Annotated in this window: 21 protein-coding genes; 15 read left to right on the plus strand and 6 right to left on the minus strand. The window is 61.4% G+C overall.

The features are described from left to right. Window positions 1–10: 10 nt before the first annotated feature. Entirely contained in the window at window positions 11–1,186 is a 1,176-nt protein-coding gene (locus B6V75_RS18080) for a cytochrome P450 (RefSeq protein WP_088720627.1), read from the minus strand. Between the two features lie 104 nt (window positions 1,187–1,290). Here B6V75_RS18080 and B6V75_RS18085 point away from each other — a divergent pair, with 104 nt between their 5' ends. The 3 genes from B6V75_RS18085 to B6V75_RS18095 all read left to right on the plus strand — a co-directional run bounded on the left by B6V75_RS18085 (window position 1,291) and on the right by B6V75_RS18095 (window position 5,358). Then, complete coding sequence (locus tag B6V75_RS18085; RefSeq protein ID WP_088720628.1) at window positions 1,291–2,190, plus strand: LysR family transcriptional regulator; 900 nt, start codon at window positions 1,291–1,293, stop codon at window positions 2,188–2,190. A 63-nt stretch (window positions 2,191–2,253) separates the two neighbouring features. Next, window positions 2,254–3,666, plus strand: a complete 1,413-nt coding sequence (locus tag B6V75_RS18090) for an amidase family protein (RefSeq protein WP_088720629.1) — start codon at window positions 2,254–2,256, stop codon at window positions 3,664–3,666. Between the two features lie 630 nt (window positions 3,667–4,296). Then, window positions 4,297–5,358 carry a dipeptidase gene (locus B6V75_RS18095; protein ID WP_088720630.1) on the plus strand — a complete coding sequence of 354 codons (1,062 nt, stop codon included), beginning with the start codon at window positions 4,297–4,299 and terminating at the stop codon, window positions 5,356–5,358. Window positions 5,359–5,553: 195 nt separating this feature from the next. Here B6V75_RS18095 and B6V75_RS18100 read toward each other — a convergent pair whose 3' ends face one another. Then, window positions 5,554–6,096: a phosphatase PAP2 family protein gene (locus B6V75_RS18100; RefSeq protein ID WP_088720631.1), complete on the minus strand. Its 543-nt coding sequence runs from the start codon at window positions 6,094–6,096 to the stop codon at window positions 5,554–5,556. Between the two features lie 112 nt (window positions 6,097–6,208). Between B6V75_RS18100 and B6V75_RS18105 the strand changes: the two genes are divergently transcribed. From B6V75_RS18105 to B6V75_RS18115, 3 genes are all read left to right on the plus strand, one after another. Continuing rightward, window positions 6,209–6,469, plus strand: coding sequence for a hypothetical protein (locus B6V75_RS18105; RefSeq protein ID WP_146735153.1), 261 nt, complete (start codon window positions 6,209–6,211; stop codon window positions 6,467–6,469). 206 nt (window positions 6,470–6,675) lie between these two features. Beyond that, complete coding sequence (locus B6V75_RS18110) at window positions 6,676–8,118, plus strand: ATPase domain-containing protein (protein WP_088720633.1); 1,443 nt, start codon at window positions 6,676–6,678, stop codon at window positions 8,116–8,118. Between the two features lie 4 nt (window positions 8,119–8,122). Further along, window positions 8,123–9,202 carry a sensor histidine kinase gene (locus B6V75_RS18115; protein ID WP_168174514.1) on the plus strand — a complete coding sequence of 360 codons (1,080 nt, stop codon included), beginning with the start codon at window positions 8,123–8,125 and terminating at the stop codon, window positions 9,200–9,202. A gap of 243 nt (window positions 9,203–9,445) precedes the next feature. Here the strand turns inward: B6V75_RS18115 and B6V75_RS18120 are convergent, their stop codons facing one another. Then, window positions 9,446–9,934 carry a hypothetical protein gene (locus B6V75_RS18120; protein ID WP_088720635.1) on the minus strand — a complete coding sequence of 163 codons (489 nt, stop codon included), beginning with the start codon at window positions 9,932–9,934 and terminating at the stop codon, window positions 9,446–9,448. 201 nt (window positions 9,935–10,135) lie between these two features. Between B6V75_RS18120 and B6V75_RS18125 the strand changes: the two genes are divergently transcribed. From B6V75_RS18125 to B6V75_RS18165, 9 genes are all read left to right on the plus strand, one after another. Continuing rightward, a complete protein-coding gene (locus tag B6V75_RS18125; protein ID WP_240497004.1) occupies window positions 10,136–11,530 on the plus strand; it encodes an alginate export family protein in 1,395 nt (464 codons plus the stop codon). Further along, window positions 11,511–12,848, plus strand: coding sequence for a serine hydrolase (locus B6V75_RS18130; protein ID WP_088720637.1), 1,338 nt, complete (start codon window positions 11,511–11,513; stop codon window positions 12,846–12,848). The genes B6V75_RS18125 and B6V75_RS18130 overlap by 20 nt, the downstream gene beginning before the upstream one ends. A 410-nt stretch (window positions 12,849–13,258) precedes the next feature. Then, window positions 13,259–14,140, plus strand: a complete 882-nt coding sequence (locus tag B6V75_RS18135; protein WP_075777411.1) for a LysR family transcriptional regulator — start codon at window positions 13,259–13,261, stop codon at window positions 14,138–14,140. A gap of 87 nt (window positions 14,141–14,227) precedes the next feature. After that, window positions 14,228–15,043 carry a putative hydro-lyase gene (locus B6V75_RS18140; protein ID WP_088720638.1) on the plus strand — a complete coding sequence of 272 codons (816 nt, stop codon included), beginning with the start codon at window positions 14,228–14,230 and terminating at the stop codon, window positions 15,041–15,043. A gap of 44 nt (window positions 15,044–15,087) precedes the next feature. Continuing rightward, window positions 15,088–16,131, plus strand: coding sequence for a TRAP transporter substrate-binding protein (locus B6V75_RS18145; protein ID WP_088720639.1), 1,044 nt, complete (start codon window positions 15,088–15,090; stop codon window positions 16,129–16,131). Window positions 16,132–16,142: 11 nt separating this feature from the next. Beyond that, the gene (locus tag B6V75_RS18150) at window positions 16,143–16,694 is read left to right on the plus strand and encodes a TRAP transporter small permease (protein ID WP_088720640.1); all 552 of its coding nucleotides are present in this window, start codon (window positions 16,143–16,145) and stop codon (window positions 16,692–16,694) included. Next, window positions 16,691–17,974 carry a TRAP transporter large permease gene (locus tag B6V75_RS18155; protein ID WP_075777415.1) on the plus strand — a complete coding sequence of 428 codons (1,284 nt, stop codon included), beginning with the start codon at window positions 16,691–16,693 and terminating at the stop codon, window positions 17,972–17,974. Before B6V75_RS18150 ends, B6V75_RS18155 begins: the two co-directional genes overlap by 4 nt. An 11-nt stretch (window positions 17,975–17,985) precedes the next feature. Then, window positions 17,986–18,660, plus strand: a complete 675-nt coding sequence (locus tag B6V75_RS18160) for a DUF2848 domain-containing protein (protein ID WP_088720641.1) — start codon at window positions 17,986–17,988, stop codon at window positions 18,658–18,660. Then, window positions 18,657–19,919, plus strand: coding sequence for an amidase family protein (locus B6V75_RS18165; RefSeq protein ID WP_088720642.1), 1,263 nt, complete (start codon window positions 18,657–18,659; stop codon window positions 19,917–19,919). Before B6V75_RS18160 ends, B6V75_RS18165 begins: the two co-directional genes overlap by 4 nt. 863 nt (window positions 19,920–20,782) lie before the next feature. On the opposite strand, the gene B6V75_RS18520 is transcribed toward B6V75_RS18165, so the two are convergent. The 3 genes from B6V75_RS18520 to B6V75_RS18185 are packed head-to-tail and all read right to left on the minus strand — an operon-like array spanning window position 20,783 to window position 23,488. Then, complete coding sequence (locus tag B6V75_RS18520) at window positions 20,783–21,685, minus strand: hypothetical protein (RefSeq protein WP_146194503.1); 903 nt, start codon at window positions 21,683–21,685, stop codon at window positions 20,783–20,785. 44 nt (window positions 21,686–21,729) lie between these two features. Further along, window positions 21,730–22,521, minus strand: coding sequence for a glycosyltransferase family 25 protein (locus B6V75_RS18180; RefSeq protein WP_088720644.1), 792 nt, complete (start codon window positions 22,519–22,521; stop codon window positions 21,730–21,732). Next, window positions 22,511–23,488, minus strand: coding sequence for a glycosyltransferase (locus tag B6V75_RS18185; protein WP_146735156.1), 978 nt, complete (start codon window positions 23,486–23,488; stop codon window positions 22,511–22,513). Before B6V75_RS18185 ends, B6V75_RS18180 begins: the two co-directional genes overlap by 11 nt. Window positions 23,489–23,535: the final 47 nt, after the last annotated feature.

Here is a 23,535-nt window from a genome sequence, read left to right on the forward strand (position 1 = left end):
TAACCGCGGATCAGTTCAGCTCCACCGGCAGGTTGATCGGGCCGCGAAACCCGAAGCCGCGCCAGATCACCGCGTCGGGATCGTGCAGGCGCATGTCGGGGAAGCGGTCGAACAGCAGCGGCAGGATGATCTTGCCCACCGTGCGCCGCGCGATATGGGCGCCTGCGCAGTGATGGGGGCCGTTGCCGAAAGCCTGATGGGGGTTCTTGTCGCGAAAGACGAAATACTCCTCGCCATTCTCGTAGATGCTCTCGTCGCGATTGGCCGAGGCCTGGATCGTCATCACCGTGTCGCCCTTCGGGATCTCGAAGCCGCCAAGCTCGGTATCCTCGGTCACCAGCCGTGAGCTGGCCTGAATCGGGGCGACCCAGCGCACGCCTTCCTCGAAGGCCTTGCTCCACGCGCCCTCGGCGCGGACCTGCTCCAGTTGGTCGGGATTGGTCAGCAACCCGTAAATGATGGTGGCCAGCGCGTCGCGCGGCTCGTTGATTCCGCCGCCGATTGCGATCTTGATATTGGCCCAGATCTGACTCATCGGGATCGGGTTTTCGGCGTTGAGCATCACCGAATAGGCCGAGCCGTCCGGCTCCGCGATCCGCTTTTCGCGCAGCTCGGTGAATAGCGCGTCCATCTCGTCATTGGCCTTGTCCGAGATGGCGAAAGGCTCGGGCAGCCAGCCGAAATTCCCCGCTCCGTCTATCAGGTGCTGCGACCAGCGCTGCATCTGCGCGTCGCTCGCCTCCGGGATGCCCAGCACATGGGCGAGGATGCGCGCGGCCAGCGGTCCGCATAGCTCGGAGAACAGATCGACCGTCTCGCCGCGCGGCAACCGACCGACATATTCCTCGGCGAATTTCTCGTAGAGCGGCCCCCAATCGGTCTGGATCCGCTTCGGCGTGAGCGCCGGGGCCATCGCCATGCGTTCGCGCAGATGTTCTTCGCCGTCCTTGCGCATCAGGGTATGGGCGCGGAATGCGGGCTTCATCGGGGTGTTGGGATCGTCGCTGCTGAACAGCTCCGGATTGTCCTTCACCTTCTTGGTCAGCTCCGCCGTCGTCAGGAACGTGCGACCCGCCGAGGCGACCCGCAGAACCGGGCTCTCGGCGCGCAATCGGCGATAGATCGGATAGGGATCCGTCGTCAGTTGCGCGAGCGTAATCTCCTCGTCCAGCGGTGCGAGCGCCATGATGTCCTCCCGAAATCTCCTCCGGGGACATGCGTAAGGCGCGGTCTTTCTTGTAACAATAAGATGAATCTTGTATATACCATCAAATAATTTGATGGAATGTCATGCCGCAATCGACCGCATCCCCCGGCAGGCTCGACATCGCCGCGCTCGAGACGCTGCGGCTGGTCCATGAACTGGGCTCCTTCACGGCGGCGGCCGAAAAGCTCGACGTGAACCAGTCGGCGGTGAGCTACACGATCGCCAAGCTGCGCGCCTATTTTCAGGATCCGCTTTTCGTGCGCGAGGGCGGGCGGCAGGTCTCGACGGAGCGCTGCGAACATATCCTCCAGCAAGTAATCGAGATCCTCGAGAAGCTCGACGACGTCGCGCAGCCTGAAGAGTTCGATCCCGCGCAGTCTCGCGCCAAGGTCACCATCGCCTGCAACTATTACGAGCGCATCCTGATGATCCCGAAGATCGTCTCCGAGCTGCGCAAACAGGCCCCGCATCTCGAGGTCGAGGTGGTGAATGCGTTGGGCGACGGCCATTTGCGCCTTCTGCGCCGGGAAGCCGACGTTCTCGTCGGCCCTTTCGCGCGCAGCGAATCCGGCTTTCATTCGCGCCGCCTTTATACCGAAGAGTATGCCTGTTTCATGGACCCGCGGCATCCGATGGCGGGGCGGCCGCTCGATGTCGACAGCTATCTGGCGCTCAACCATGTCTACATCAATTACGGCGGCGGCTGGAAATCGGCCTATGTCAACGAGATCGAAGCTGCGGGCCATTCTCTGCGCCCCACGATCACGGTGCCGAGCCCGGCAGGACTCGCCTCGCTTCTCGGACAGTCCGACCTCGTGGCGACGATGCCAAGTCGATTGGGGCGCACGATGGAGGGGCTGGTTCTCAACGAATGCCCGTTCCGCGGCCCGTTCGACCTGTCGGTCGTCTGGACCGCCCGCAAGAACGACTCTGCGATGCATCGCTGGCTGCGCGAGGTGATCGTGGAGACCTGCCGCGGCTAGGCCCGAAGGGCGCGCGCCCCGATCGGTCGGCGCAACCTCAATTTCCACGATGGAGTTACCGACATGAACGACACCGCAGAACCCGCTCTCTGGTCCTTGGGGGCCACGCAAATCGCGGCGCTTGTGCGCTCGCGTCAGGTGAGCGCGCGCGAGGTGGCGCAGGCGGGGCTTTCGCGGCTCGAGGCGGTGAACCCTGCGATCAACGCGGTTGTCGAGTGCCGGCCCGAGGAGACGCTGGCCGCGGCGGAGGCGGTCGATGCCCGCATCGCGCGCGGCGAGGATCCGGGGTCGCTGGCCGGGGTGCCGGTGACGATCAAAGTGATCGTGGACCAGCGCGGCTATGCGACGACGAACGGGCTGACCTCGCAGAAGGATCTCATCTCGAAGACCGACAACCCGGTGGTCGCGAACCTGCTGGGCGCGGGGGCGGTCAGCCTCGGGCGCTCGAACACGCCCGCCTTCAGCTACCGCTGGTTCACCAACAACCTGCTGCATGGCCACACCTACAACCCGCGGCGAAAGGATTTGACGCCGGGCGGGTCGTCGGGCGGTGCTAGCGCTGCGGTGGCGGCCGGGATCGGGGCGATTGCGCATGGCACGGATATCGCGGGCTCGGTTCGCTACCCGGCCTATGCCTGCGGCGTGCATGGGTTGCGTCCCAGTTTCGGGCGGATTGCGGCGCATAACTCCACCGGGGCGGAGCGCGATATCGGCGGGCAGCTGATGGCGACTTCCGGGCCGCTCGCGCGCTCTGTCGGGGATCTGCGGCTCGCTTTCACCGCGATGGCCAAGCCCGATCCGCGCGACATCTGGTCGGTGCCTGCCCCGCTGCACGGACCTGCGGTGGACCGACGCGCGGCGCTGTGTCTTCGGCCCGATGGCGCGCAGACCGATCCCGCGCTGCAACAGAGCCTTCTGCAATCCGCCGAGAAGCTTCGCGCCGCCGGTTGGATCGTCGAAGAACTCGACGCGCTGCCGCCGATCGCCGAGGCCGCGCGGGTGCAGATCACGCTCTGGCTGGGCCATGACTATCCCGGCAAGCTCGCCGCGGCGCAGGCCGAGGGCGATCCGGGCGCGCTGCGGGTGCTGGAGGGGCAGGCGGAGTTCATTCGCTCCCTCGCCCCCGATGCGATTCCGCGCGCGCTGATCCGCCGGGCCGAAATCGCGCGGGAATGGGCGCTCTTCCTCGAGCGCTACCCGCTGGTGCTGCTGCCGCCGAGTTCGGAATTGCCCTTCGCCGACAATCTCGACCTGGGGAGCGATGCTGATTACCGCCGCGTCTGGGAAGCACAGAACGCAATGGTCGGTCTGCCGATCACCGGGCTGCCGGCGCTTTCGCTGGCAACCGGGGCCACGCCCGAAGGCGCGCCGCTGGGTATCCAGATGATGGCGGGGCGGTTCCGTGAAGACGTGCTCTTCGACGCCGCGGCAGAGATCGAGGCGCGCTCCGCCCCGGTCGAGATCGCAATGCGGTAAGTGGGGCGAGTAGTGCCCCATGAGAGGATCGCTGCCTTGCATCCGCGCCTGATCGGGGTCGTTCGGTCCTCGATCTTCATGACCCCGGCGCCGAGCACACCAAGCTGATAGGTCGCGATCTCGGTGCCGGTGACGAAGCGCGCCTCGTCGGAGGAGAGGAAGAGCGCGGTATTCGCGGCTATATCGGTAAGGGTATCGACCTAGACCTATCATCGGGCGTGTCTGCGCGGAAACTCGGGTGCCGCCAGTCAGTGCCCCAGATCGTTCGGTTCGGGTAAAGCTCGACCAGCTTCGCGGCGAAGGGCGTCGCACCCGCGTAAGGAAGATCGAGTTCGGAACTGCTCTCGGAGCCGGAGACCTTCAGCCAGATATGCGCGTTCTCGCCCAGCCGGATCGCCTCGTGGAATGGACCCTGCCAATTCCCGGCATCGCGGCGTGCGCGCCTGCGCCTTCGGACAACAATTCGACTTGCTTACATCTTCCATGAATGGAGAACTGGCCGGCGACAGATCAACAGGCGCGTCGAGGAAGAACTCCCAGGTGCCGATCTTCGCAGCCTCCGTGCCGCAAAATATGCCACTGTGAACCACCGGAAGCGTTCACAGGCCAAATGAAAGAGGATGAGTTCACATGAGCGCCCCGGTTCCGGTCTTCGACGGCCATAACGATTTTCTTCTGCGCCTGCTGCGCGCCCCGGAGGCCCGCGAGACGACTTGGCTAAGCGATACCGGAGAGGGCCATCTCGACCTGCCGCGGATGCGTGCGGGTGGTTTCGCGGGCGGGTTCTTCGCGGTCTACATTCCGTCGCCCATCGCCCATGACGATCCCGATTTGGACGCCATCATGCGAAATCCCCCCTTTTCGCTGCCTTTGCCGAAGGAGATTCCGCTCGAGGACGCACTGCCCGTTGCGATGAAGATGGTCGGCCACCTCATGTGGATGGAGCGGGAGGGGAGCCTGAAAATCTGCCGTTCTGTCGCCGATATCCGTAACGCGATGGCCGCAAAGAAGATCGCCGCGATCCTGCATTTCGAAGGCGCGGAGGCGATCGGGCCCGATCTCGATCTGCTGCATGTCTGGCACGCGATGGGGCTGCGCTCGCTCGGGCCGGTCTGGTCGCGCCCGACGGCTTTCGGCAACGGTGTGCCCTTTGCGTTTCCGTCCTCGCCCGATACCGGGGACGGGCTGACCGAGGCGGGCAAACGGCTGGTGACGGAATGCAACCGGCTGAAGATCATGATCGACCTGAGCCATCTGAACGAGAAAGGCTTTGACGATGTCGCAGCGCTTTCCGATGCGCCCTTGGTCGCGACCCATTCCAATGTGCATGCGATCTGTCCCTCGTCGCGCAACCTCACGGACCGACAGCTTGCCATGATCCGCGAGAGCGACGGCATTGTCGGCCTCAACTACGCGCTGGGGTTTCTGCGCGAAGACGGCAAGGGTGAGCCTTTCGCGGGGTTCGACCCGATGCTGCGCCATCTCGATCACCTGATCGAAACCTTGGGCGAGAGCCGTGTCGGGCTCGGTTCGGATTTCGACGGAGCGGCGATTCCGCCCGATCTGGGCGATGCGGCAGGGCTGCCGCGCTTGATCGAAGCGATGCGCGCGCATGGCTATGATGCGCCGCTGATCGAGAGGCTCGCCCATGGCAATTGGCTGGCGCTGCTCGAGAGGACCTGGGGCGGCTGAGAGCTGACTTTATCCATGCGTGGAAATGTCTGAAAACATCGTATCTCGCAGATGCCCAAAAGCGTCATCATCATGGTGAACGTCAGACGAGAACCGACATTAGAGAATGATACGGAGAAAGCCGCTACCGGGCGGAAAGCGGGCTTTCGCTTCGCCACAGGTGAACGACTTCTCTGCAGAAAGCAGTGTTTCCCGCTAGAGGATGCTTTTCGCGAAACGATCGAATTTGCTGTTTTCTCGATAAAGCGCCCGGACGACGATTGCCGCCACGATCCCGGTGGCGGCGCCTCCCAGAACGTCGGTGACGTAGTGGGTGCCGACGTAAACGCGCGACAGACAGATGAGGAAAGCCATCGCGAAGAATGCCAGCGCCCGTCGCGGAAGCTTCTGAAGCGCAAATGCCATGGCCACTGACATCGAGGCAGTGGCGTGGTCGGACGGAAAAGACCAGTCGGCGCTCTTGGCGATAAGAAGGTTGGAGACTCCGGCGTCATATGGGCGCACGCGGTGGATGAAGAGCAGGATGCCCTGATTGATCGCAAGCCCCAGAAGGAACGCAAGTCCGGCGCAGATTGCGACATGACGCAGATGCTGCCGGTTTTCCCGGCTCCACCATTGCAGGACGACGACGAGCACGATGAAGGGCACGCCCGTTTGAGTGATTGCGATCATTGCTTGATCGACAAAGGCGTTGTGGCCCGCGAAGGAATTGATCCAGTGAGTAATCGCTGCGTCCATTGCGTGCCTTTCATCGAAAAGGTCAGGTCGCGGGTCCGCAAGTCCGTGACACCGCGTTCATCAAGCATTCAGGCTTAGTGCCACGCACCGAGGATTGCACGCGCTGACCGAGATGGCTGGCGAACTTGTGTTCTACTTCGTCTCGGGGCCGGCCATCCTCAATTGGGTCGAAATGCTGGCCCGAGAAGAGATCAAGGAAGCGCCGTGGGTGTCAGCGCACCTCCTCGGGCTGATCTTGCTGACGGTGTTTAACCTCATCACGATCGTCCTCCTCTGGCACGAAGGGCGGCGGCTGAGGACGTATGGCTGTGGACCGAACCTCCGAGGTGGGCGGGACCGCAGCAGAAACCGGCCGTCAGTTGCGGCTGAATGAAGCTCCGGCATCAGGCTGGTCTCCGTCGGGCTGCGCAGGAGTCTCGGAGGGCGAGTCCCGGACGCCAAACGGGGCCGTTTCATTGCCAAACGCGATTTTTTGATCCAGCATGGAAACCTTAATGTCTTGAAACAATTTATATCAGGCGACGTCGGCCTTGGCCGGCCCACCTGAATTGGCGTTGGATCTGCGGGTTAGGGGGTAAAGTGGTTGATCAAGACGGCAGAGTGTCCACGGGGATTGTCGGCCTCGACGAAGTTCTGAGGGGAGGCTACCCCGCTGGGCGGATCATGCTCGTCGAGGGGGCTCCCGGCACCGGCAAGACCACCCTCGCGCTACATTTCCTTGCCGAAGGGGTTGCCGACGGGAAGCGCGCGCTCTTTATCAGCGTGGCGCAATCCCGGCCTGAAATCGAGATGATCGCGAAGTCCCACGGGTTCGATCTGTCCGGCGTCAAGGTCTACACGCCCGAACTCGGCGGAGGCGAGCGGAGCATCTCGGTCGAGAGCGACGAGGCCGATCTTGTCGAATTGATGGAGGGGGTGCGCGGCGAACTTGAAAACTCCGACCCCGAAATTGTCGTGTTCGACTCCCTGCTGGAGTTGCGAATGCTTTCCTCGACCGATTCAGCTTACCGGCGCGAGCTTCTCACACTCCGCAGCGACTTGCGCGAGCGCGGTTGCACGGCGTTGCTGATTGACCATCTCGATCATCCGGATGGGGAACGTCACGCCGAGGGCGTGGTCCACGGCGTCATCAAACTCGACAGCACGACGCCGCCCATCGGGATCACGCAACGGCGGCTGACAATCGTCAAGCTGCGCGGCGCCCCGTTCCGGGAGGGCTGGCATGATTTCCGTATTAACACTGGCGGGCTCGAGGTTTTCCCGCGTGTCATCCCGCATGAGGCGCAACCTGCCACCCTTGAGGACCGGCTTGAGCCGCCGCACGAACCGCTCGCTCAACTTTTGGGCGGGGGGCTGGAATTCGGCACCACCACGCTGATCTCGGGGCAGTCCGGCACCGGCAAGTCGACCATCGCCACCCTGTTGGCGCGCGCGGCATCCGAGCGTGGACTGCTTGCGGCCATGTTCCTTTTCGAGGAGCGCCCCGAAGTGCTGCGCAACCGCTCCGCAGGCGTCGGGCTTGAGGTGGAGGGTTACGAGGACACCGACCACCTCAGGTTACGCCACTTCGATCCCGCCGAGGTCTCACCGGGCGAGTTCGCCAATGCGGTGCTGAGCGCTGTGGATGACGGCGCCCGCGTCGTGGTCATCGATAGTCTCAGCGGTTACCTCGAGGCACTGCCGGAGCGCAGCCATGTGATGACGCATATGCAGGCGCTGCTGCAGCATCTTACCCGCCGTGAAGTTCTGGTCATCATCACCATGACCCAGCACGGCCTCTTGGGCGAGCCGCCTAGGACGACCATTGATGCCAGTTTTCTCGCCGATTCCATTATCCTTCTGCGCCAATACGAGGCGCACTCGGAAATCCGACGGTCCATCGCCGTGCTCAAGAAACGTCACAGCGAACACCGGCGCAATATCGAACAGCTGATCATCCGGTCCGGCGCTGTGGAAATCATTCCCCTTTCCGAAGAAGCCGAGCAGCGTGCCAGAGATGCATCCGATCTCAGCGCAGAGTGAAGCGATGTCCGAGCCCTGTTCCGAGATGCCGCCGGTCCTGATCCTCGCGCCGCTCAAGGACGACGCCCGAGCCCTGGCGCGGGTTGTCGAGCGGTGCGGCTTTACCGCCCGGACCTGCATCACCGCGCGCGCCTTCGCCGCCGCCTTAAATGCGCAGGGCCCTGATGGCGTTCTTTTCGTCGTCATCAGCCAGGAGGGCGCGGGCCGTGAGACCGGTGAGGCTCTGAACGCCACTTTCGCGGCCGAACCCGCGTGGGCGCGGCTGCCGTCGGTGTTTCTTCTCAGTCAGATCAGCCGCCCTCCGCCCGCGATTCAGATCATCAACCGCAAGGAAAACGCGCCTCCGCCGATACTTCTCGAGCGCCCGGTCAAGGCCGCCGTGTTGCAAAGCGTATTCGAAGCTCAGGCCGAAGCGCGTCAGCGGCAGTTCGAGACCCGCGACCTGATCGACCGGCTTTATCAGGAAGAGGAACGGGGCCGCTTTCTGCTCAGCGAGCTACGCCACCGAACGCGCAACAGCCTGTCGGTTCTGCAGTCGCTATTCTCGATGACGGTGCGCCGCGCCGCCGATCTTGAAAGCTTTTCGAAGACCTTTTCGGGCCGGCTCCGCGCCCTCACCGATGCGCATGTCAAACTCGCGCAGGAAGGGACCACGGCCCGTCCGCTCGATGCCTTGGTGAGAGATCACGTGACGCCCTACACCAGCGCTGCCGGACAACTCGTGACCGAGGGGCCTCCGGTGCTCGTGGCTGAAAAGCCCTCCTTCGACCTTGCGCTGGTGATCCATGAACTGGCCACCAATGCGGATAAATACGGTGCGCTCTCGATTCCCGACGGCCGGGTCGCGGTGCGCTGGCGCGTGGTTCCGGACAGCGGAGCGCTCGCGTTCTCCTGGGAGGAGCGCGATGGTCCGCCGGTCGAGCCGCCCTCGCGTCAGGGGCTCGGCACCCAGGTCATCGAAAATTTCCTGCGCGGTGAGGCAGAGACCGAACTGCGTCACGATCCCGACGGGGTCACTTGGCATGCCAAACTCAGCCCCCGCCACTTCACGCTTTTGAGCGAAACCGTTCGGGTTGACGACTAGGGAGAGCGCCCGTTGTCCTGTCGATGGCCTTGCCTACCTTCGAACCTCGTCACGACCGCATCCGGCGATCGCACGGTTGAGACGCCAAGGTCGGGAGGGTGACGAGGTAGGCGTGTTGGACTGGGAGACCCACCATACAAACCTCTGAAGCCGTTGAAATCTGATCTACCATGCCGCTACGAAGGTCTGGTCGGCGCTTGCGTGCGGTCGGAGGCCACTCGCGTCCCCCCTGTGCGGCGGGGCTCACTCGATAGCGGCCGCTCCATTTCCAGTATCGCGCGCGTTTTCGAATGCGCAGAAGATTTTTTGGAGATAGGCGATCGTATCCCCGGTGGCATCCGCGAGGTCCGGGGCGGCATCCGCTGAAATCGATAGTTTCCCGTCGTCGCTCCGATGCACCCACCCCTTTCTCTGCAAGACGAGAACTTTTCGGCGCACGGTTTCTCTTGGGATGCCGCTGTAATCCGCGATAGACTGGATGTTGATTGCATATTGAGATCGCCGATCCTCAGCGCGCGTCGCGAGATCTTCCAAAGACACGAGTTGCGGATTCCAGTTCTCGGGCCGGGTCCGCTCTCCGATGACCGCCAGCACGAGGAGCAGATCGAGATCGCCATCGAAACGTGCGCGAAACTGCGTCAGAAGACGTGTGAAGGCTGAGACATGCACCGGCCAGATTTCCCCGAAATTCTCCCGAATGAAATCGCGTTCCTTGCGTGATCCGGTCTGCATCTGCGCATCCTCATCGCTGCCTCGCCCATTTTGGGCACTGTTCCTCTTGAAGGATAACGCGATCACGGTAGCGTGAGTACTGAGCGGTGTGATCTTTGTTCCGCGGGTATGAGTTGGTGCGCAATGAAGGCTGATATCCAGGTCTCTTCTGCTCGTGCTCGACGCGGAGTTGCGTCGGCCCTGACGGCGACATCTATCGCCTTGGCGTCCATCACAGCAGCCAGCGCACAGGAACGCGATCCGACGATACTCTACGAGGGTAACGGCACAACGGTGCGCACGCATCTGCAAGCAGGTGTGAACGCGGTCAGCGAGCAGAACCTTTTCTGGGATTTCGCCGACAGCTTCGCGCCGGGTGCAGGTTTCAACGCGGACAAGAATTGGCTCGAGTTCTACATCAAGCCCGGTGTGAGCTTTGAAAAGACGCTCGACTCCGGACAAGTCTTCTATGGAAAGCTCTCGGCGGTCGCGTCTTACACTCTCGGCACCGACGCCTATGACTATGGAGATACCGGGCGGACGACGATCGAGGAAGCCTATCTCGGCCTGCGTATGCAGCAAACCGAGGGTATGGGCTTCGATTTTTCGCTTGGCCCGCGTGAATTGAAGCTCGGCACCGGCATGCTCATCGCCAACGGTGGCTCGAGCGGTTTCGAGCGTGGTGCACTGAAGTTCGGGCCGCGCAAGGCCTGGGAAATGGCCGCGATCGGAAAGATCACGCAAGGCGCGCTCGCGGCAACCGCGTTCTATATCGACCCGAACGAACGCCCCGCGAGCGACGGGCATAACAGGCTCGCCGGTCTGGATATGCGCTTTGACGATCCGCGCGGGGGGTATCTCGGGCTTACCTATGTCAATGTGCTCAATTCCGACTCCGCCTATATCCAGGCGGCCCCCGGAGGTCTTGGCGCGCCGGTGATCCTGCCCGGTGCCCGCGACGGAACGAATGCTCTCAACCTGTATGCACGCACCAATCCGTTTTCCGGTGCTTTCGAGAACTGGGTCGCCTCGGCAGATTTTGCCTATGAGTGGAATGACCGGATTGATCTGGCCGCCTGGGCCGGGCGCGTCCAGCTTGGCTATACCTTCGCGGATTTGCCCTGGTCGCCGACGCTGACCTATTCCTACCAGAGTTTCTCCGGGGACGATCCGAACACGGCCCGGCTCGAACGCTTCGATCCGCTTTATTACGAGGGCTCTCCAAGCGCCTGGGCGACCGGGTCGAAATCCTCGATGGTGTTCATTAATTCCAACGTTCAGGCGCATGGGCTCTCGCTGAAGCTTCAGCCGACCCGTGAGGACAGCGTGACGCTGCGCTATGCACATATCCGGGCGAACGAGTTGAACAGCCCGATCCAGTTCGGACAGGCGACCCGGCTCGATACGACAGGTGCGACGGCGAATGTGCTCTCGGGCGTCACGAACGCGCATCTCTCCGATGACGTCTTTCTTGAATACAGCCGCATCATCAACCGAAACACCTTCCTGACCGCAGGGGGCAGCGTCTCGATCCCGGGCAAGGGGATCAAGAACGCCGTGCCGGGCAAGGTGCCCAATTGGACCGGAGGCTTCCTCAATGTCGTCGTTAATTTCTAAACGGATCGTGCAGACTGCCACCCTGGTCACGACGCTCTGTCTGGGATCTGCGGTCTTCGCCCAATCGACGCCGCTTTCCGCGCAGGATTCCGCCCCACGTGTCATGGGCTGGATGCAGGGCTTTCCGCCGCCCGCCGACAAGCTGATCACACAGCCGGATTCCAACTTCTTCAGCTTTCCGAAACTGCGCTGGTCGGTCTGCCACCTACGAGAATTTCTTCCGACCGAGGAGATCAGCCGCGGCCTCGGGGCACCGTCCACCCTGCGCTATCCCTCTCCGCCGCGTTTCGCCGATCTGCGCCAGGAGATCGACGCACTGAGCTTCACGCCCCTGAACTCGGACACGGCGATGACATGGGAGCAGTCGCTCTATGCCAATTACACCGACGGGATTTTGATCCTCCATGAAGGGGAGGTCGTCTACGAACGTTATTTCGGCTGCCTCGACGAGACCGGGAAACACGCGGCGATGTCGATGACGAAATCCGTCACCGGGCTTCTGGGCGAAATTCTGGTGGCCGAGGGCAAGCTCGACGATACGCTGCTGGTGCGCGACATCATCCCCGAGATCGGTGACAGCGCCTTTGCCACCGCCACCGTCCGGCAGGTGATGGATATGACGACCGGGGTGAAATACTCCGAGGATTACTCCGATCCGAATGCCGATATCTGGCAATACTCCGCCGCGGCGAGCCCACTGCCCAAACCCGAAGGCTACACCGGCCCCAACGGCTACTGGGAATATCTCCAGCAGGTGAAACCTGACGGCGAACATGGCGCGGCGTTCCACTACAAGACGATCAATTCCGACATGTTGGGCTGGATCATCAGCCGGGTTACGAACACCTCGGTGACAGAGCTTGCCTCGGAACGACTCTGGCAGCCCATGGGGGCGGAACAGGACGCCTATCAGACGGTCGACGCCAAGGGCGTGCCTTTCGCGGGGGGCGGCATTTCGGCAAGCTTGCGCGACTTAGGCCGACTCGGGCAGGTCATGCTCGACGCGGGCGAGTTCAACGGCAAACGGCTCTTCCCCGCTTCGGTGGTGGAGCACATTCGCATGGGCGGAGACCCCGCGAAGTTCAGCGGCTTCCCGACGATCCCGAACGGCAGCTACACGAGCCAGTGGTGGGTCTTTCACAACGATCACGGCGCGTTTGCGGCGCGAGGGGTTCATGGCCAGACGATCTATGTCGATCCGACGGCCAAGATGGTCCTGGTGCGGTTTGCCTCCTATCCGCAGGCCCAGAACGGCTTCATCGACCCCACATCGCTTCCCGCCTACCAGGCCGTCGCGGAGTATCTGATGACACGGTGATGCAGCTCGTCGCGCTCACGACACAGAACTATGCGCTCTCTTCGCGCTGCGGACCTTCGTGGCTCGCTCGTCGAATGACGGCTAGCCGCCCAATAAGCGGCATGTCAGCCGATTTAGCCACCAGCTCGATCAGCGGACTGCTAGTGCGCGTGACACCGCGCCGCTGGTCGAAAGTGCGCCGGTGGCGGGTCGTGCGCTCTCGGATCCCGAACAAGGATAGGCGGAACTGCACAATCCGTTGTGGCCGCGGAAGGCTACGCCCTTCCAGAGCGCTGCCAATGCACCACCGAGATTTATCGCGAGCCGCCCTCACCACTGACCGAAATCCGCGAGATCAGCGGGTCGCCTGCTGACACGCGTTCGACCGATGCGCTTGACAGTCGCGCCAGGGCACCGCTTAGCATCGCGTCATGTTCGGTTTTCGCGACATCGAGATCATCCGCTCCGTGGTGCGCTACGGCGGCTTCCGCGCGGCGTCCGATGCAACGGGACTCGCGCAATCGGCGATTTCGCGGCGGATCCGGCATCTCGAGGACCGAATGGGGATCACCATCTTCGAGCGCGACGGACGCGGCGTGCGGCTCAGCGCGACGGGGCGGCGGCTTGTCGACGAGGCGGAGGTTCTGATCGCGCAGCGCGATCGGATCCTGAGTGAGCTGACCCATGGCGTGATGGCGGGGGTCGTGCGACTCGGCGTAGCGGAGACGATGACCCATACGATCCTGCCCCGGATGCTGACGTCGTTGCGGCAGGATCACCCGCTGCTGCGCTTCGAGATTTCGGTCGATACATCGGACCAGATGGGGCAGGCGCTGCGCGACGATGCGCTCGACGTGGTGATCATGCTGCGCGATCAAGCGCCCCGGGGGATCGCGCTGACGCCGCTGCCGCCGGTCACGATGGGCTGGTTCGTCTCTCCTGCGCATTTCACCCTGCCGCAGCCCGCGGAGATCGATGACCTGACCGCCTTGCCGATCGTGTCCTTCCCGAAGACGACGAGCCCGCACCGGCAGGTGATTGAGACCCTCAGCCCCGGGCGGCGCAAGCCCGCGACTGTGCATGGATCGGCCTCGCTGGCGACGGTGCTGCACCTGGTGCAACAGGGATTCGGGATCGGCACGATTCCGCACTCCATCGTCGAGGCGTGGCCGCACGCGATGCTGCGTGAGATCGACGTCACCCCCGAGGCGCGTCTGCCGTCATTGGAGTTCGTGATCTGCTATGATGCTGAACGCAATGAGGAAATCGGTCGTGCCGTGACGCAGGCGGCGGTAGCAGCCGGGCGGGAATGATCCTGTGAGAGCATCAATAATGAAGAAAATTGAACTATTGATCTAATCGGTCGTGGCGCGGGATCATCATCCAAACCGGAGGACCAGATGAACGCACCGAAATCCGTGATCGCTTCGCCAGCCGCGTTGCGTGCCGAAATTCGCGCTGGGCGGTTCACCGCGCCGACGGCCGGACAGGGGGGCGAGGCGCTGCAGGCGAACCTGGTCATGCTGCGCGGAACCGATGCGGCGGAATTCCTTCGCTATTGTCAGGCCAACCCGCGCCCCTGTCCTCTGCTGGCTGTGGGCGAGCCGGGCGATCCGTCGCTCCCCAGCCTCGGCGATATCGATCTGCGCCACGATGTGCCGCGCTACCGGGTCTGGCGCGACGGCGAATTGGTGGACGAGCCGAGCGATATTGCCGATCTGTGGACCGAGGACATGGTCTCCTTCGCGCTTGGCTGCTCGTTCAGTTTCGAGGATGCGCTGATCCGCGCGGGGCTTCCGGTGCGCCACATCACCGCCGATCGTAACGTGCCGATGTATCGCACGTCATTGCCCACTCGCCCCGCGGGGCAGTTCTCGGGACCGCTTGTGGTCAGCATGCGGGCGATGCCTGCGGCGGACGCGATCGAGGCGATCTCGATCTGCCAGCGGTTCCCGCTCGCCCATGGCGCGCCGGTGCATCTGGGCGATCCGAGCCAAATCGGGATCGCGGATATCGACACGCCCGATTATGGTGATCCGCCTGTTATCGAGCCCGGCGATATCCCCGTCTTCTGGGCCTGTGGCGTTACCCCGCAAGCCGCGATCGCGACCGCGAAACCCGGTCTCGCGATCACCCACGCGCCGGGCCACATGCTGGTCACGGACATCCCCGCAAGCCACGCGGAACGGCGTCTGACAGGAGTCTATCCGGTCTGACGCGCCGACCGAAAACCAAAAGAAAACCCAACAGGAGTTAAACAATGAAAAAGATCATGATGACCGCGATGACGGCCGCGCTGCTGGCCGGGCCCGCCCTCGCCGAGGAACAGCTTGCCGTGGTCGGGAGCTGGTCGAGCCTGCCGCTCTACAAGCAGTTCACCACGCCGTTCTGGACCGAGGAACTGCCGAAGCTGACCAATGGCGATTTCTCGGCCCAGCTGACCAGCTTCGACCAGATGGGGATCGCCGGCGGCGACGTCTACCGGATGCTGGGCGATGGCGTGTTCGACGTGGGCCAGACGGTCGCCGATTACACCGTGGGCGATGCGCCCGAGCTGGAAGGGCTCGACGTGCCGCTGGTCGCCACGACCGCCGACGAGGCCAAGGCGATGGTCGATGCGGCCCGCCCGATGGTCGTCGACATCATGCATGACCGCTTCAACTCCGAGCTTCTGGGCATCGCGCCCTATCCGCCGCAGGTCGTGTTCTGCAAAGGCGAGATCAATTCGCTCGCCGATCTCAAGGGCAAGAAGGTGCGCGGCTCGGGCCGGATGACCACCAAGCTTCTCGAGGCGCTTGGTGCAGAGGGCGTTAACATCGCCTTCTCCGAAGTTCCCGGTTCGTTGCAGCGTGGCGTGATCGATTGTGCCGTCACTGGAGCAGGTTCGGGCTATTCGGCCGGCTGGTGGGAAGTGTCCGACCATCTCATGACATTGCCGCTGGGTGGCTGGGATCCGGTCGTGATCGCGATGAACAAGGATCGTTACGACGAACTGTCCCCCGAGATGCAGACCGAGCTGAAGGATGCGGTGAAAACCGGTCTGGAAGACAAGGCTTGGGCCGCGGCGGAAGGCGGTCTCGCCAATGACATCGCCTGCCTCACGGGCGACGGTGAATGCAAATCGGGCGATCCGGCGTCGATGACGCTGGTCGAGGCGACCGATGCCGACATGAAGACCGCCCGTGACGCGCTCGAGAAGCAGGTGTTGCCCGATTGGGCCGAGCGTGCCGGTCCTGAATGGGCCAAGCGCTGGAACGATACCGTCGGCAAGACCGTGGGCGTGACCGTCCCGGTCGCGAACTGAGAGCGCCCGACGTGAAATTCCTCGCAACACTGGAAGGCGCGCTCAGGCGCGCCAACCGCCTCGTCGCGCTGATCCTTGGTGCGGCGCTGGTGGCGACCGTGCTCTTTGTGCTGGTCGACGGGGTCGGTCGCAAGACCGGCTGGGGCAGCCTGGGCGGCTCCGACGAGATTTCCGGCTACGTGATGGCCGCGGTCGCCAGCTGGGGGCTTGGCTGCGCGCTTCTCGACCGCGCCCATGTGCGCATCGACCTGATCCGTCAACGGCTTGCGCCGGTGGGGCAAGGACTGATGGACCTGTTCGCGATGATCGTCACCAACGGGGTCGTCCTGCTGATCGCCTGGTATTGCTGGCCGGTCCTGCAAAAGACGATCGAGCGCGGCTCGCGCGCCAATACGCCCCTCGAGACCCCGCTGTGGATTCCGCAGGGCATCTGGTTCGCGGGCTGGGCGTGGTTCGCGCTCAGCGCCACCGCCCTGAGCCTGATCGGCATTGCCTATCTCGCCTCCGGGCACCGCACGGAACTGGCCAATGCGATCGGCCTCGGATCGGAGCTTGACCAATGATCTGGACCGTCGCTTTCTCTCTTCTGGGGCTGATGGCCCTGTCGATCCCCGTTGGCATCGTGCTGTTCATCCTCGGCATCGGTGTGGGTGAGTTCTATTCCGCATTCCCGCTGCTGCGCGGGCTGGGGCAGGTGATCTGGTCGGCCTCCTCCTCCTCGACCCTGATCGCGATTCCGCTCTTCGTGCTCCTGGGCGAAATCCTCGTCCGGGGCGGCGTGGCCGCGCGCACCTATGCTGCGCTCGACAAATGGCTGAGCTGGCTGCCCGGCGGGCTGATCCACGCCAATATCGCCACCGCGACGATGTTCTCGGCCACCTCGGGCTCATCGGTCGCAACCGCCGCAACAGTGGCGACCGTCGCCATGCCGCAGGCCGACAAGCTGGGCTATGATCCGAAGCTGTTTTCAGGCGCGATCGCCGCGGGCGGCACCTTGGGCATTCTGATCCCGCCCTCGATCAACCTGATCGTCTACGGCTTCCTCACCGAGACCTCGATCCCGCAGCTTTTTTCCGCCGGGCTTCTGCCGGGCCTCCTGATGGCTCTCGCATTCGTCGTCGTCACCGCGCTGATCTGCCGGGCGCGCCCCGCGCTTGGCGGCCCGTCGCGCAGCTTCACCTGGGGTGAGCGCCTTCGCAGCCTGATCCAGCTGATCCCGATCATCATTCTCTTCACCGTCGTCATCGGCTCGATCTACGCGGGCTGGGCGACGCCCACGGAATCCGCGGCCATCGGCGTGGTGATCGCGAGCCTCATCGCAATCACGCTGGGCAACGGGCTGGGACTCGCGACCATCGGCGAGGCCCTGCATGGCACGATCCGGATTTCGGCGATGATCATGCTGGTGATCACCGGCGCCTATTTCCTGAACTTCGCGATGACCTCCGCCGGGCTCGGGCGACAACTGACCGACCTGCTGGAAAACACCGGCCTTCCGCCGCTTGGCACGCTGTTGCTCGTGGTTCTGCTCTATCTCGTGCTGGGCTTCTTCATCGAGACGCTTTCCCTGATGGTCGCGACGATCCCGATCATCGTGCCGATCATCGCGGGTCTGGGCTATGACAAGGTCTGGTTCGGTGTGCTGATGATCGTGCTGATCGAGATGGCGCTGATCACGCCGCCGGTCGGTCTCAACCTCTTCGTGGTGCAGAGCACACGCGGCAAGGGCTCAATGAACGAGGTGATCCTCGGCGTCATTCCTTACGTGCTGGTGATGCTCGCGATGATTGCATTGCTGATTGCGGTTCCCGGGCTCGCGCTCTGGCTGCCGTCCATTCTCTGACAGGAGTTCCCATGACCCTCAATTTTCGCGCTGAAGGCGCGCCGCTTTCGCTGGACCTCTCGCATCTCATCGTCGCTGGCTGGACCGGGCGCGACGCCGATGCCATCGCCCACCACATCGAGGAACTGGCGGCGCTTGGTGTCCCCGCGCCTTCGGCCACACCGCTTTACTATCGCGTGGCGGCGCAGCTTCTGACGCAAGCCCCGGTGCTTGAGGCGGTAGGGAACGAGACTTCGGGCGAGGTCGAACCGCTGATCGTCGCTGTCGAGGGCCGCACCTATCTCGGGCTGGCCTCGGACCATACTGACCGCGCGCTTGAAGCGCATTCGGTAGCGCTGTCGAAACAGGTCTGCGCCAAGCCCTGCGCGTCCGAGCTGTGGTCGTGGGAGAGTGTCTCCGACCACCTCGAAGAGATCGTGCTGCGCAGCTGGATCGAAGAGGGGGGCGAGTGGGTGCCGTATCAGGAAGGCACGCTCGCCGCGATCCGCCCTCTGACCGATCTGATTGCCGGTGCCGGTCTTGCCGATCTGGCCGATGACGGCCCTGTCGCGATGCTCTGCGGCACGTTCGGCGCGAAGGGAGGGGTGCGCCCGGCGGCCCGTTTTCGTATGCAGATGGAAGATCCGCGCAGCGGGCGCGTGATCACCCATGAATACGAGACGCGCAATCTGCCGGAGGTCGCATGACATCACCATTTCTAATCAAGGTCGAAACTGCCATCTCCAAGGTCGAGGCTTTGCCAGAGTCGGAGCGACGCGCGATCTTCACCGAGTTCGCCCCGGCGCGCATCCGTGCCGAGGCGGAGGCGCTAGAGGCGCGTCACGAAGCGTGCGAGGAGATGCCGCTTTTTGGCACGCTGGTTTCGGTGAAAGATCTCTATGACGAGGCCGGGCAGGTCACGAGCGCAGGCTCGCGTCTGATGCAGGACCGCGCGCCGGCAGAGGCGGATGCGGTCTCGGTCGCGCGGCTCAAGGCGGCGGGGGCGCTGATGTTCGGGCGGTCTTCGATGTCCGAATTCGCCTATTCCGGGGTGGGTCTCAACCCGCATCACGGCACCCCCTCGGGCGCGCTGGTGCCGGGCGGGATGCCCGGAGGCTCAAGCTCGGGTGCGGCGGTCTGCGTGGGCCTCGGGATCACCGATGCCGCGATCGGCACGGATACCGGCGGCTCGCTGCGCATCCCGGCGGCGGCGAACGGCATCTGGGGCTATAAGCCCAGCCAAGGGCTCATCGACGATACCGGGGTGCATCCGCTCGCCCCGACCTATGACGTGGCGGGCCCGATGGCGCGCGATCTTGGCTTGCTGCGGCAGATGATGGATGTGATGGCAGGCGCGCCGCTTCCCGCGGCAGAAGACGGCCCGCTGCGCTTCGTGGTGCCCGAAGGCGCCTTCACCAATGGACTGTCCGACGAGGTCGCGGCGCTGTTCGAGGCGGAGAAAGCCCGGATCGCAGGTCTGGGCCACGAGATCGTGCCGGTCGACATGACGGAAATCGCAAAGGCGGTCGTGCTCAACAAGATTATCGTCGCCGTCGAAGCGCTCGAGATTTACCGCGACGATTTGGAAAAGCTCGAAGTGGTGGGTGATCCGCGCGTGCTGTCGCGCATCCGTTTCGCGCTCACGCTTACGCCTGAGGAAATCGAGAAAGCCTATGCCGCGCGCGCTGATATCGTCACGCTTTTCGAACGGCTGATGGAGCCTTTCGATGCGCTGCTGAGCCCGACGCTGATGCGTCTGCCGCCCAGCATTGCCGAGGTCGAAGCCGAATTCGACCGCCTCAATGTCGAGATGCTGCGCAACACCTCGTTGATCAACCTCGTGGATGGCTGCGCGATCGCGATGCCTACGCCGGGCTTGAACCCGGCTTATGCGATGACGATGCTCGCTGCGCCTAAAGGGGCGGATGCGCGTGTGCTTGCCATCGCGGAGAAGGTGGCGGGATGAGTGAGGCGCTCCGCGCGTCGTTTCGCGGACCGGCTGGAGGCTGACCCGCCCTGGGGGGCGCGGAAATCGCTGCGGCGCGGGTCTCCGTTCTGCTGCGCTTCGATCCGCTGGGTGTAGACCGCGAGCAGCTAGGGGTCGTTGAAGCGGCTCGCAGATGAGATCGCGCAGGGTCCGCTGGAAATGCCGGACCCCGCCCGGCGTTGGACGATCCCGGTCGCTTTTGAGGGCGACGACCGCCCGCAACTAAGAGATTTCGCAAGGGCGACGGGCCAGAGCGAAGCTGCGGCGATCCGAGAGAATTGCGACAGCGGCCTGAGGGGGCTCACCATCGGTTTCGCTCCTGGCCAGCCGTTTATCGGGCTGCTTGTCAGAGGGGGGGCAATTTGTTCTTGTTGATCCAAGAAGGTTTCATGGCGATTTCCTGTGGAGTTCTCGCTTCAAAGATGTTCGGTCCCGTGCTTTTATCGGCTGGAGGACTGCGACGAATGACGACACGTAGCCCGTAGAACCCACGGACACACCGTCTTCCTCGAAAGCTTCGATAGTCGGCTATGCATGCCTTGGCGCTCAACGGTTCACGAGCATTGCGGATGCTGCGGAAAAGCTGGAGGAACGGCGTAGACACTACAACGATGATCTACCCCATAGCGCCATCGGATATAACATCCCGAGCGCACTGCATTTTTCTGATTGCGCAACAAGCCCGCCGTCGTGACAGTGGCCAGAAATTCCGACGCCCGGCGGTCCAGAGGAGGAAGGCAGAGCAACATCAACCCGGCTCCCGCCGCTTATGGATGAAATATCCGCGAACGTTAGTCATGTAAGTCAAATAATCAAAAAAGTCTAACCACTATCCGCAACAGTTAACTGTTAATCGCCCTCACCAACGGAAGCGAAGCAACCGCTCTAACTAAAAGGCTTCTTTCAGATTTTTCCTTCGATAAACGTCGCTCGCCGGCTCTAAAGTTTCTTAAATTAATGAATTCTTCATTGTTCATTTCGCGAATTTCAAGTGGCGCGGTCAAGTCCCTTATCTGATCAGAAGTTGCGCACCATTTTCTTATAGGCATCCAATAAAATTTGTACTCTTTACGGTCACTAGGAAGAAACCAAGCGTCAGGCCGTTGCGCAGGATTGAACATACCGTAGACAGGGAAGTGAATCGATCTGGCTTCAGAGAGCCAGGCAGCAAGCCAAGAGAATGTGCTCACGCTAATAACGAGATGCTTCGCCAGTCTGAGAGATGTAAAATCTTCCAAAATTCCTTGCGAGGCAATAAATTTAGCATTGGGGAAATTGTCTATAAGTAACTTGGAGTAATAATCAGAGCCAATTTGACCTAAGAATACGGCATTGAGGCCAGATTCTTCTAAAACTCTCTTGTAAAAATGAAGCGGCATCGGGCCATAGTCTTCGTGAACATTGCTCAATATTTCCCCTCCCCTAACGTTTATTATTATCTCGTCCTCGCGTGGGCGGTAGGCAGTGTTACTGTGCCGCGAAAAATAGTCATGATGAAGGCTTTGGGGGCCGAGTGATGAAACGTCGAGTGGTACTCTTCTTATTTTGGCGCAATGCAGGAGGCCTCTTTTATATAACCCCGCAATAAACTGCACGTCGGGGTCAGATTGACGCAGCGATGGTACAAAGCTGGGAAGTCTCATCGCGCCAACCTGAGACAATTCCCAGACGGGCATGTTGTAGCCAATGATTTCAAGTGCAGGAAAATGGTTCTGCAGATTCCTGGCAAACATGAGTTGAAGCATTTGATTTCCTAAATTGCCACGTGGCATTATTAGGAGTTTGGGCATTATGGTTTCGCCTTGTTGATCGCGAATTTATTTCTGCTGGTCCGCCATGAGAAGCATGCGAATAAAGCTCTAATCTTTTCGCGAAGAATTCTCCTCTGTTTTAAAATAAAATACAGGCGACTCCGATTCTGCGCTGAACGGCGCGTCGACAGATTCATTGCTTCAATATCGCTTGAGGCGCCCGACGTCGAGATTAACGGTGGCGCGATGGAAAACGCTCTGTTGGTGCCGCTGAACAAGAATCTCAGGAAGTTATCAAATGGCATGTAGATTGGTTCTTCTTGGGACAAGAATTCTAGTGCGCCGCGGCGCGTCCAGATAATCCCTGTAGCCAGCATGGGGAAGCGGTGTGCGCACTTTAATTTTCGCCCCATGACGTCACAAAAGTCTGTGCTGTATTTGAAATCCGTCGCGCCTATATTAATTGCAAAAATGTCATCTCGAAGATGGTGCAAAGTAGAGCATACTTCCTCAACTGTACTTACAAAATCGGACGCCGGAACAGCGTCATCTTCGAGAACAACCACGTAGTCGAAAGTGGAAGCGATGAAATGTTCTAAAGCTTTCTTATGACTAAGGTAGCAGCCAACCTCTCCGGGTTGTATGCTTCTGCCCATCTCTTTCCTACACCGCTCGTCGTCAGTAAACTGATCGATACCAAGGCAAGATCCATCCACTCCAGGTATACGCTCAACTTTGCATGAAAAGGGGCTGAATTTATTTGAAAACTCGGCAAACCGATTTTGGCTTTTGTTGAGATTTATAACGTAAAATGCAATTTTAGGAGACATGAGGTTTCCCTCTGAATATGTCTATATAAGCATCGACCACGGCTTCCTTGGAAAAGAACTCAGAAAGCCGTAGGGTTGCGTTTTTCACAAAACTCTCGGCGGCTAGTTTGTTGGTTCGTATGAATTCAATTGCCTCAGCGATCTGAGCATCGTCGTCGATGTCAGTTAATATACCATCCACCTGATCTCGCATGTACCAACTTGGTCCCTCTGAGCGAGTTGAGATCGTGGGGATACGCATTTCCCAAGCTTCGAGAAGAGCATTGCCTAAAGGCTCGTGGCGCGATGGCATTACGAACACGTCGGCTAGTGCTATGTAATTCATCGGCTCCTCGACCCAACCCAAAAAAACAACACGCTGACTGATGCCAAGTTCGGCTGCAATAGCCTCAAGTCGCGCCCTTTCTTCACCGTCTCCCATTAACCAGAGAGTACAGTTTTCCAATCTAGCTACTGCTTTAATAAGTACGTCGAACCCCTTTCTGGCTACGAGACGGCCGCTTGCTGCGATTACGAAGTCATTCTTGCTTGTCCTCTTTATGTTTAAATGCGACATGGATGCGGAAGCTTCCCGCGTAAAGTTTGAAACTGTCACCACAGGTTTCGTCCAGCCTAGCTCTATGCATCGGTTCGAAATTCCAGGTAAGTTACCAACCAAAATATCGCATTTTTGGAAGTGCTTCAGATTTGCAGGGAAATCCCCCATGCGTGCCAGTTTTACAGTGTTAGGCCATCTGTGGATGAGCCGCCCCGCGCGCGGCATCCACGCCATAACTGCGTTTGGCTTCCATCGTCTGACGAGCATCTCAGCCTGTAGATGAGCAAGTAACGTCAACGGTGATAAATTGCTGAAATTGTTTCTAAAAACGGGACCAAGCGCAGCGACATCGCCATCCCATGAGCGGTTCGGTCGGATGAAGAACTGTTGCTCAACACCGCGTTCGTGTAGGGCTCTCGCAAGGTTCACGAAAAAGCGTTCCGCCCCCCCTCTTTACCAAAGTGAAAGTGAACAAC

The organism is Thioclava sp. F1Mire-8 (assembly GCF_002213165.1).
In the GTDB taxonomy this organism is placed as follows: domain Bacteria; phylum Pseudomonadota; class Alphaproteobacteria; order Rhodobacterales; family Rhodobacteraceae; genus Thioclava; species Thioclava nitratireducens.

Bases quoted from the DNA above. Each gene is read 5' to 3' on its own strand.
- B6V75_RS18080 (WP_088720627.1), bottom strand. From the start codon at position 1,186: ATGGCGCTCGCACCGCTGGACGAGGAGATTACGCTCGCGCAACTGACG.
- B6V75_RS18085 (WP_088720628.1), top strand. From the start codon at position 1,291: ATGCCGCAATCGACCGCATCCCCCGGCAGGCTCGACATCGCCGCGCTC.
- B6V75_RS18090 (WP_088720629.1), top strand. From the start codon at position 2,254: ATGAACGACACCGCAGAACCCGCTCTCTGGTCCTTGGGGGCCACGCAA.
- B6V75_RS18095 (WP_088720630.1), top strand. From the start codon at position 4,297: ATGAGCGCCCCGGTTCCGGTCTTCGACGGCCATAACGATTTTCTTCTG.
- B6V75_RS18100 (WP_088720631.1), bottom strand. From the start codon at position 6,096: ATGGACGCAGCGATTACTCACTGGATCAATTCCTTCGCGGGCCACAAC.
- B6V75_RS18105 (WP_146735153.1), top strand. From the start codon at position 6,209: ATGGCTGGCGAACTTGTGTTCTACTTCGTCTCGGGGCCGGCCATCCTC.
- B6V75_RS18115 (WP_168174514.1), top strand. From the start codon at position 8,123: ATGTCCGAGCCCTGTTCCGAGATGCCGCCGGTCCTGATCCTCGCGCCG.
- B6V75_RS18120 (WP_088720635.1), bottom strand. From the start codon at position 9,934: ATGCAGACCGGATCACGCAAGGAACGCGATTTCATTCGGGAGAATTTC.
- B6V75_RS18130 (WP_088720637.1), top strand. From the start codon at position 11,511: ATGTCGTCGTTAATTTCTAAACGGATCGTGCAGACTGCCACCCTGGTC.
- B6V75_RS18135 (WP_075777411.1), top strand. From the start codon at position 13,259: ATGTTCGGTTTTCGCGACATCGAGATCATCCGCTCCGTGGTGCGCTAC.
- B6V75_RS18140 (WP_088720638.1), top strand. From the start codon at position 14,228: ATGAACGCACCGAAATCCGTGATCGCTTCGCCAGCCGCGTTGCGTGCC.
- B6V75_RS18145 (WP_088720639.1), top strand. From the start codon at position 15,088: ATGAAAAAGATCATGATGACCGCGATGACGGCCGCGCTGCTGGCCGGG.
- B6V75_RS18155 (WP_075777415.1), top strand. From the start codon at position 16,691: ATGATCTGGACCGTCGCTTTCTCTCTTCTGGGGCTGATGGCCCTGTCG.
- B6V75_RS18160 (WP_088720641.1), top strand. From the start codon at position 17,986: ATGACCCTCAATTTTCGCGCTGAAGGCGCGCCGCTTTCGCTGGACCTC.
- B6V75_RS18165 (WP_088720642.1), top strand. From the start codon at position 18,657: ATGACATCACCATTTCTAATCAAGGTCGAAACTGCCATCTCCAAGGTC.
- B6V75_RS18520 (WP_146194503.1), bottom strand. From the start codon at position 21,685: ATGCTTCAACTCATGTTTGCCAGGAATCTGCAGAACCATTTTCCTGCA.
- B6V75_RS18180 (WP_088720644.1), bottom strand. From the start codon at position 22,521: ATGTCTCCTAAAATTGCATTTTACGTTATAAATCTCAACAAAAGCCAA.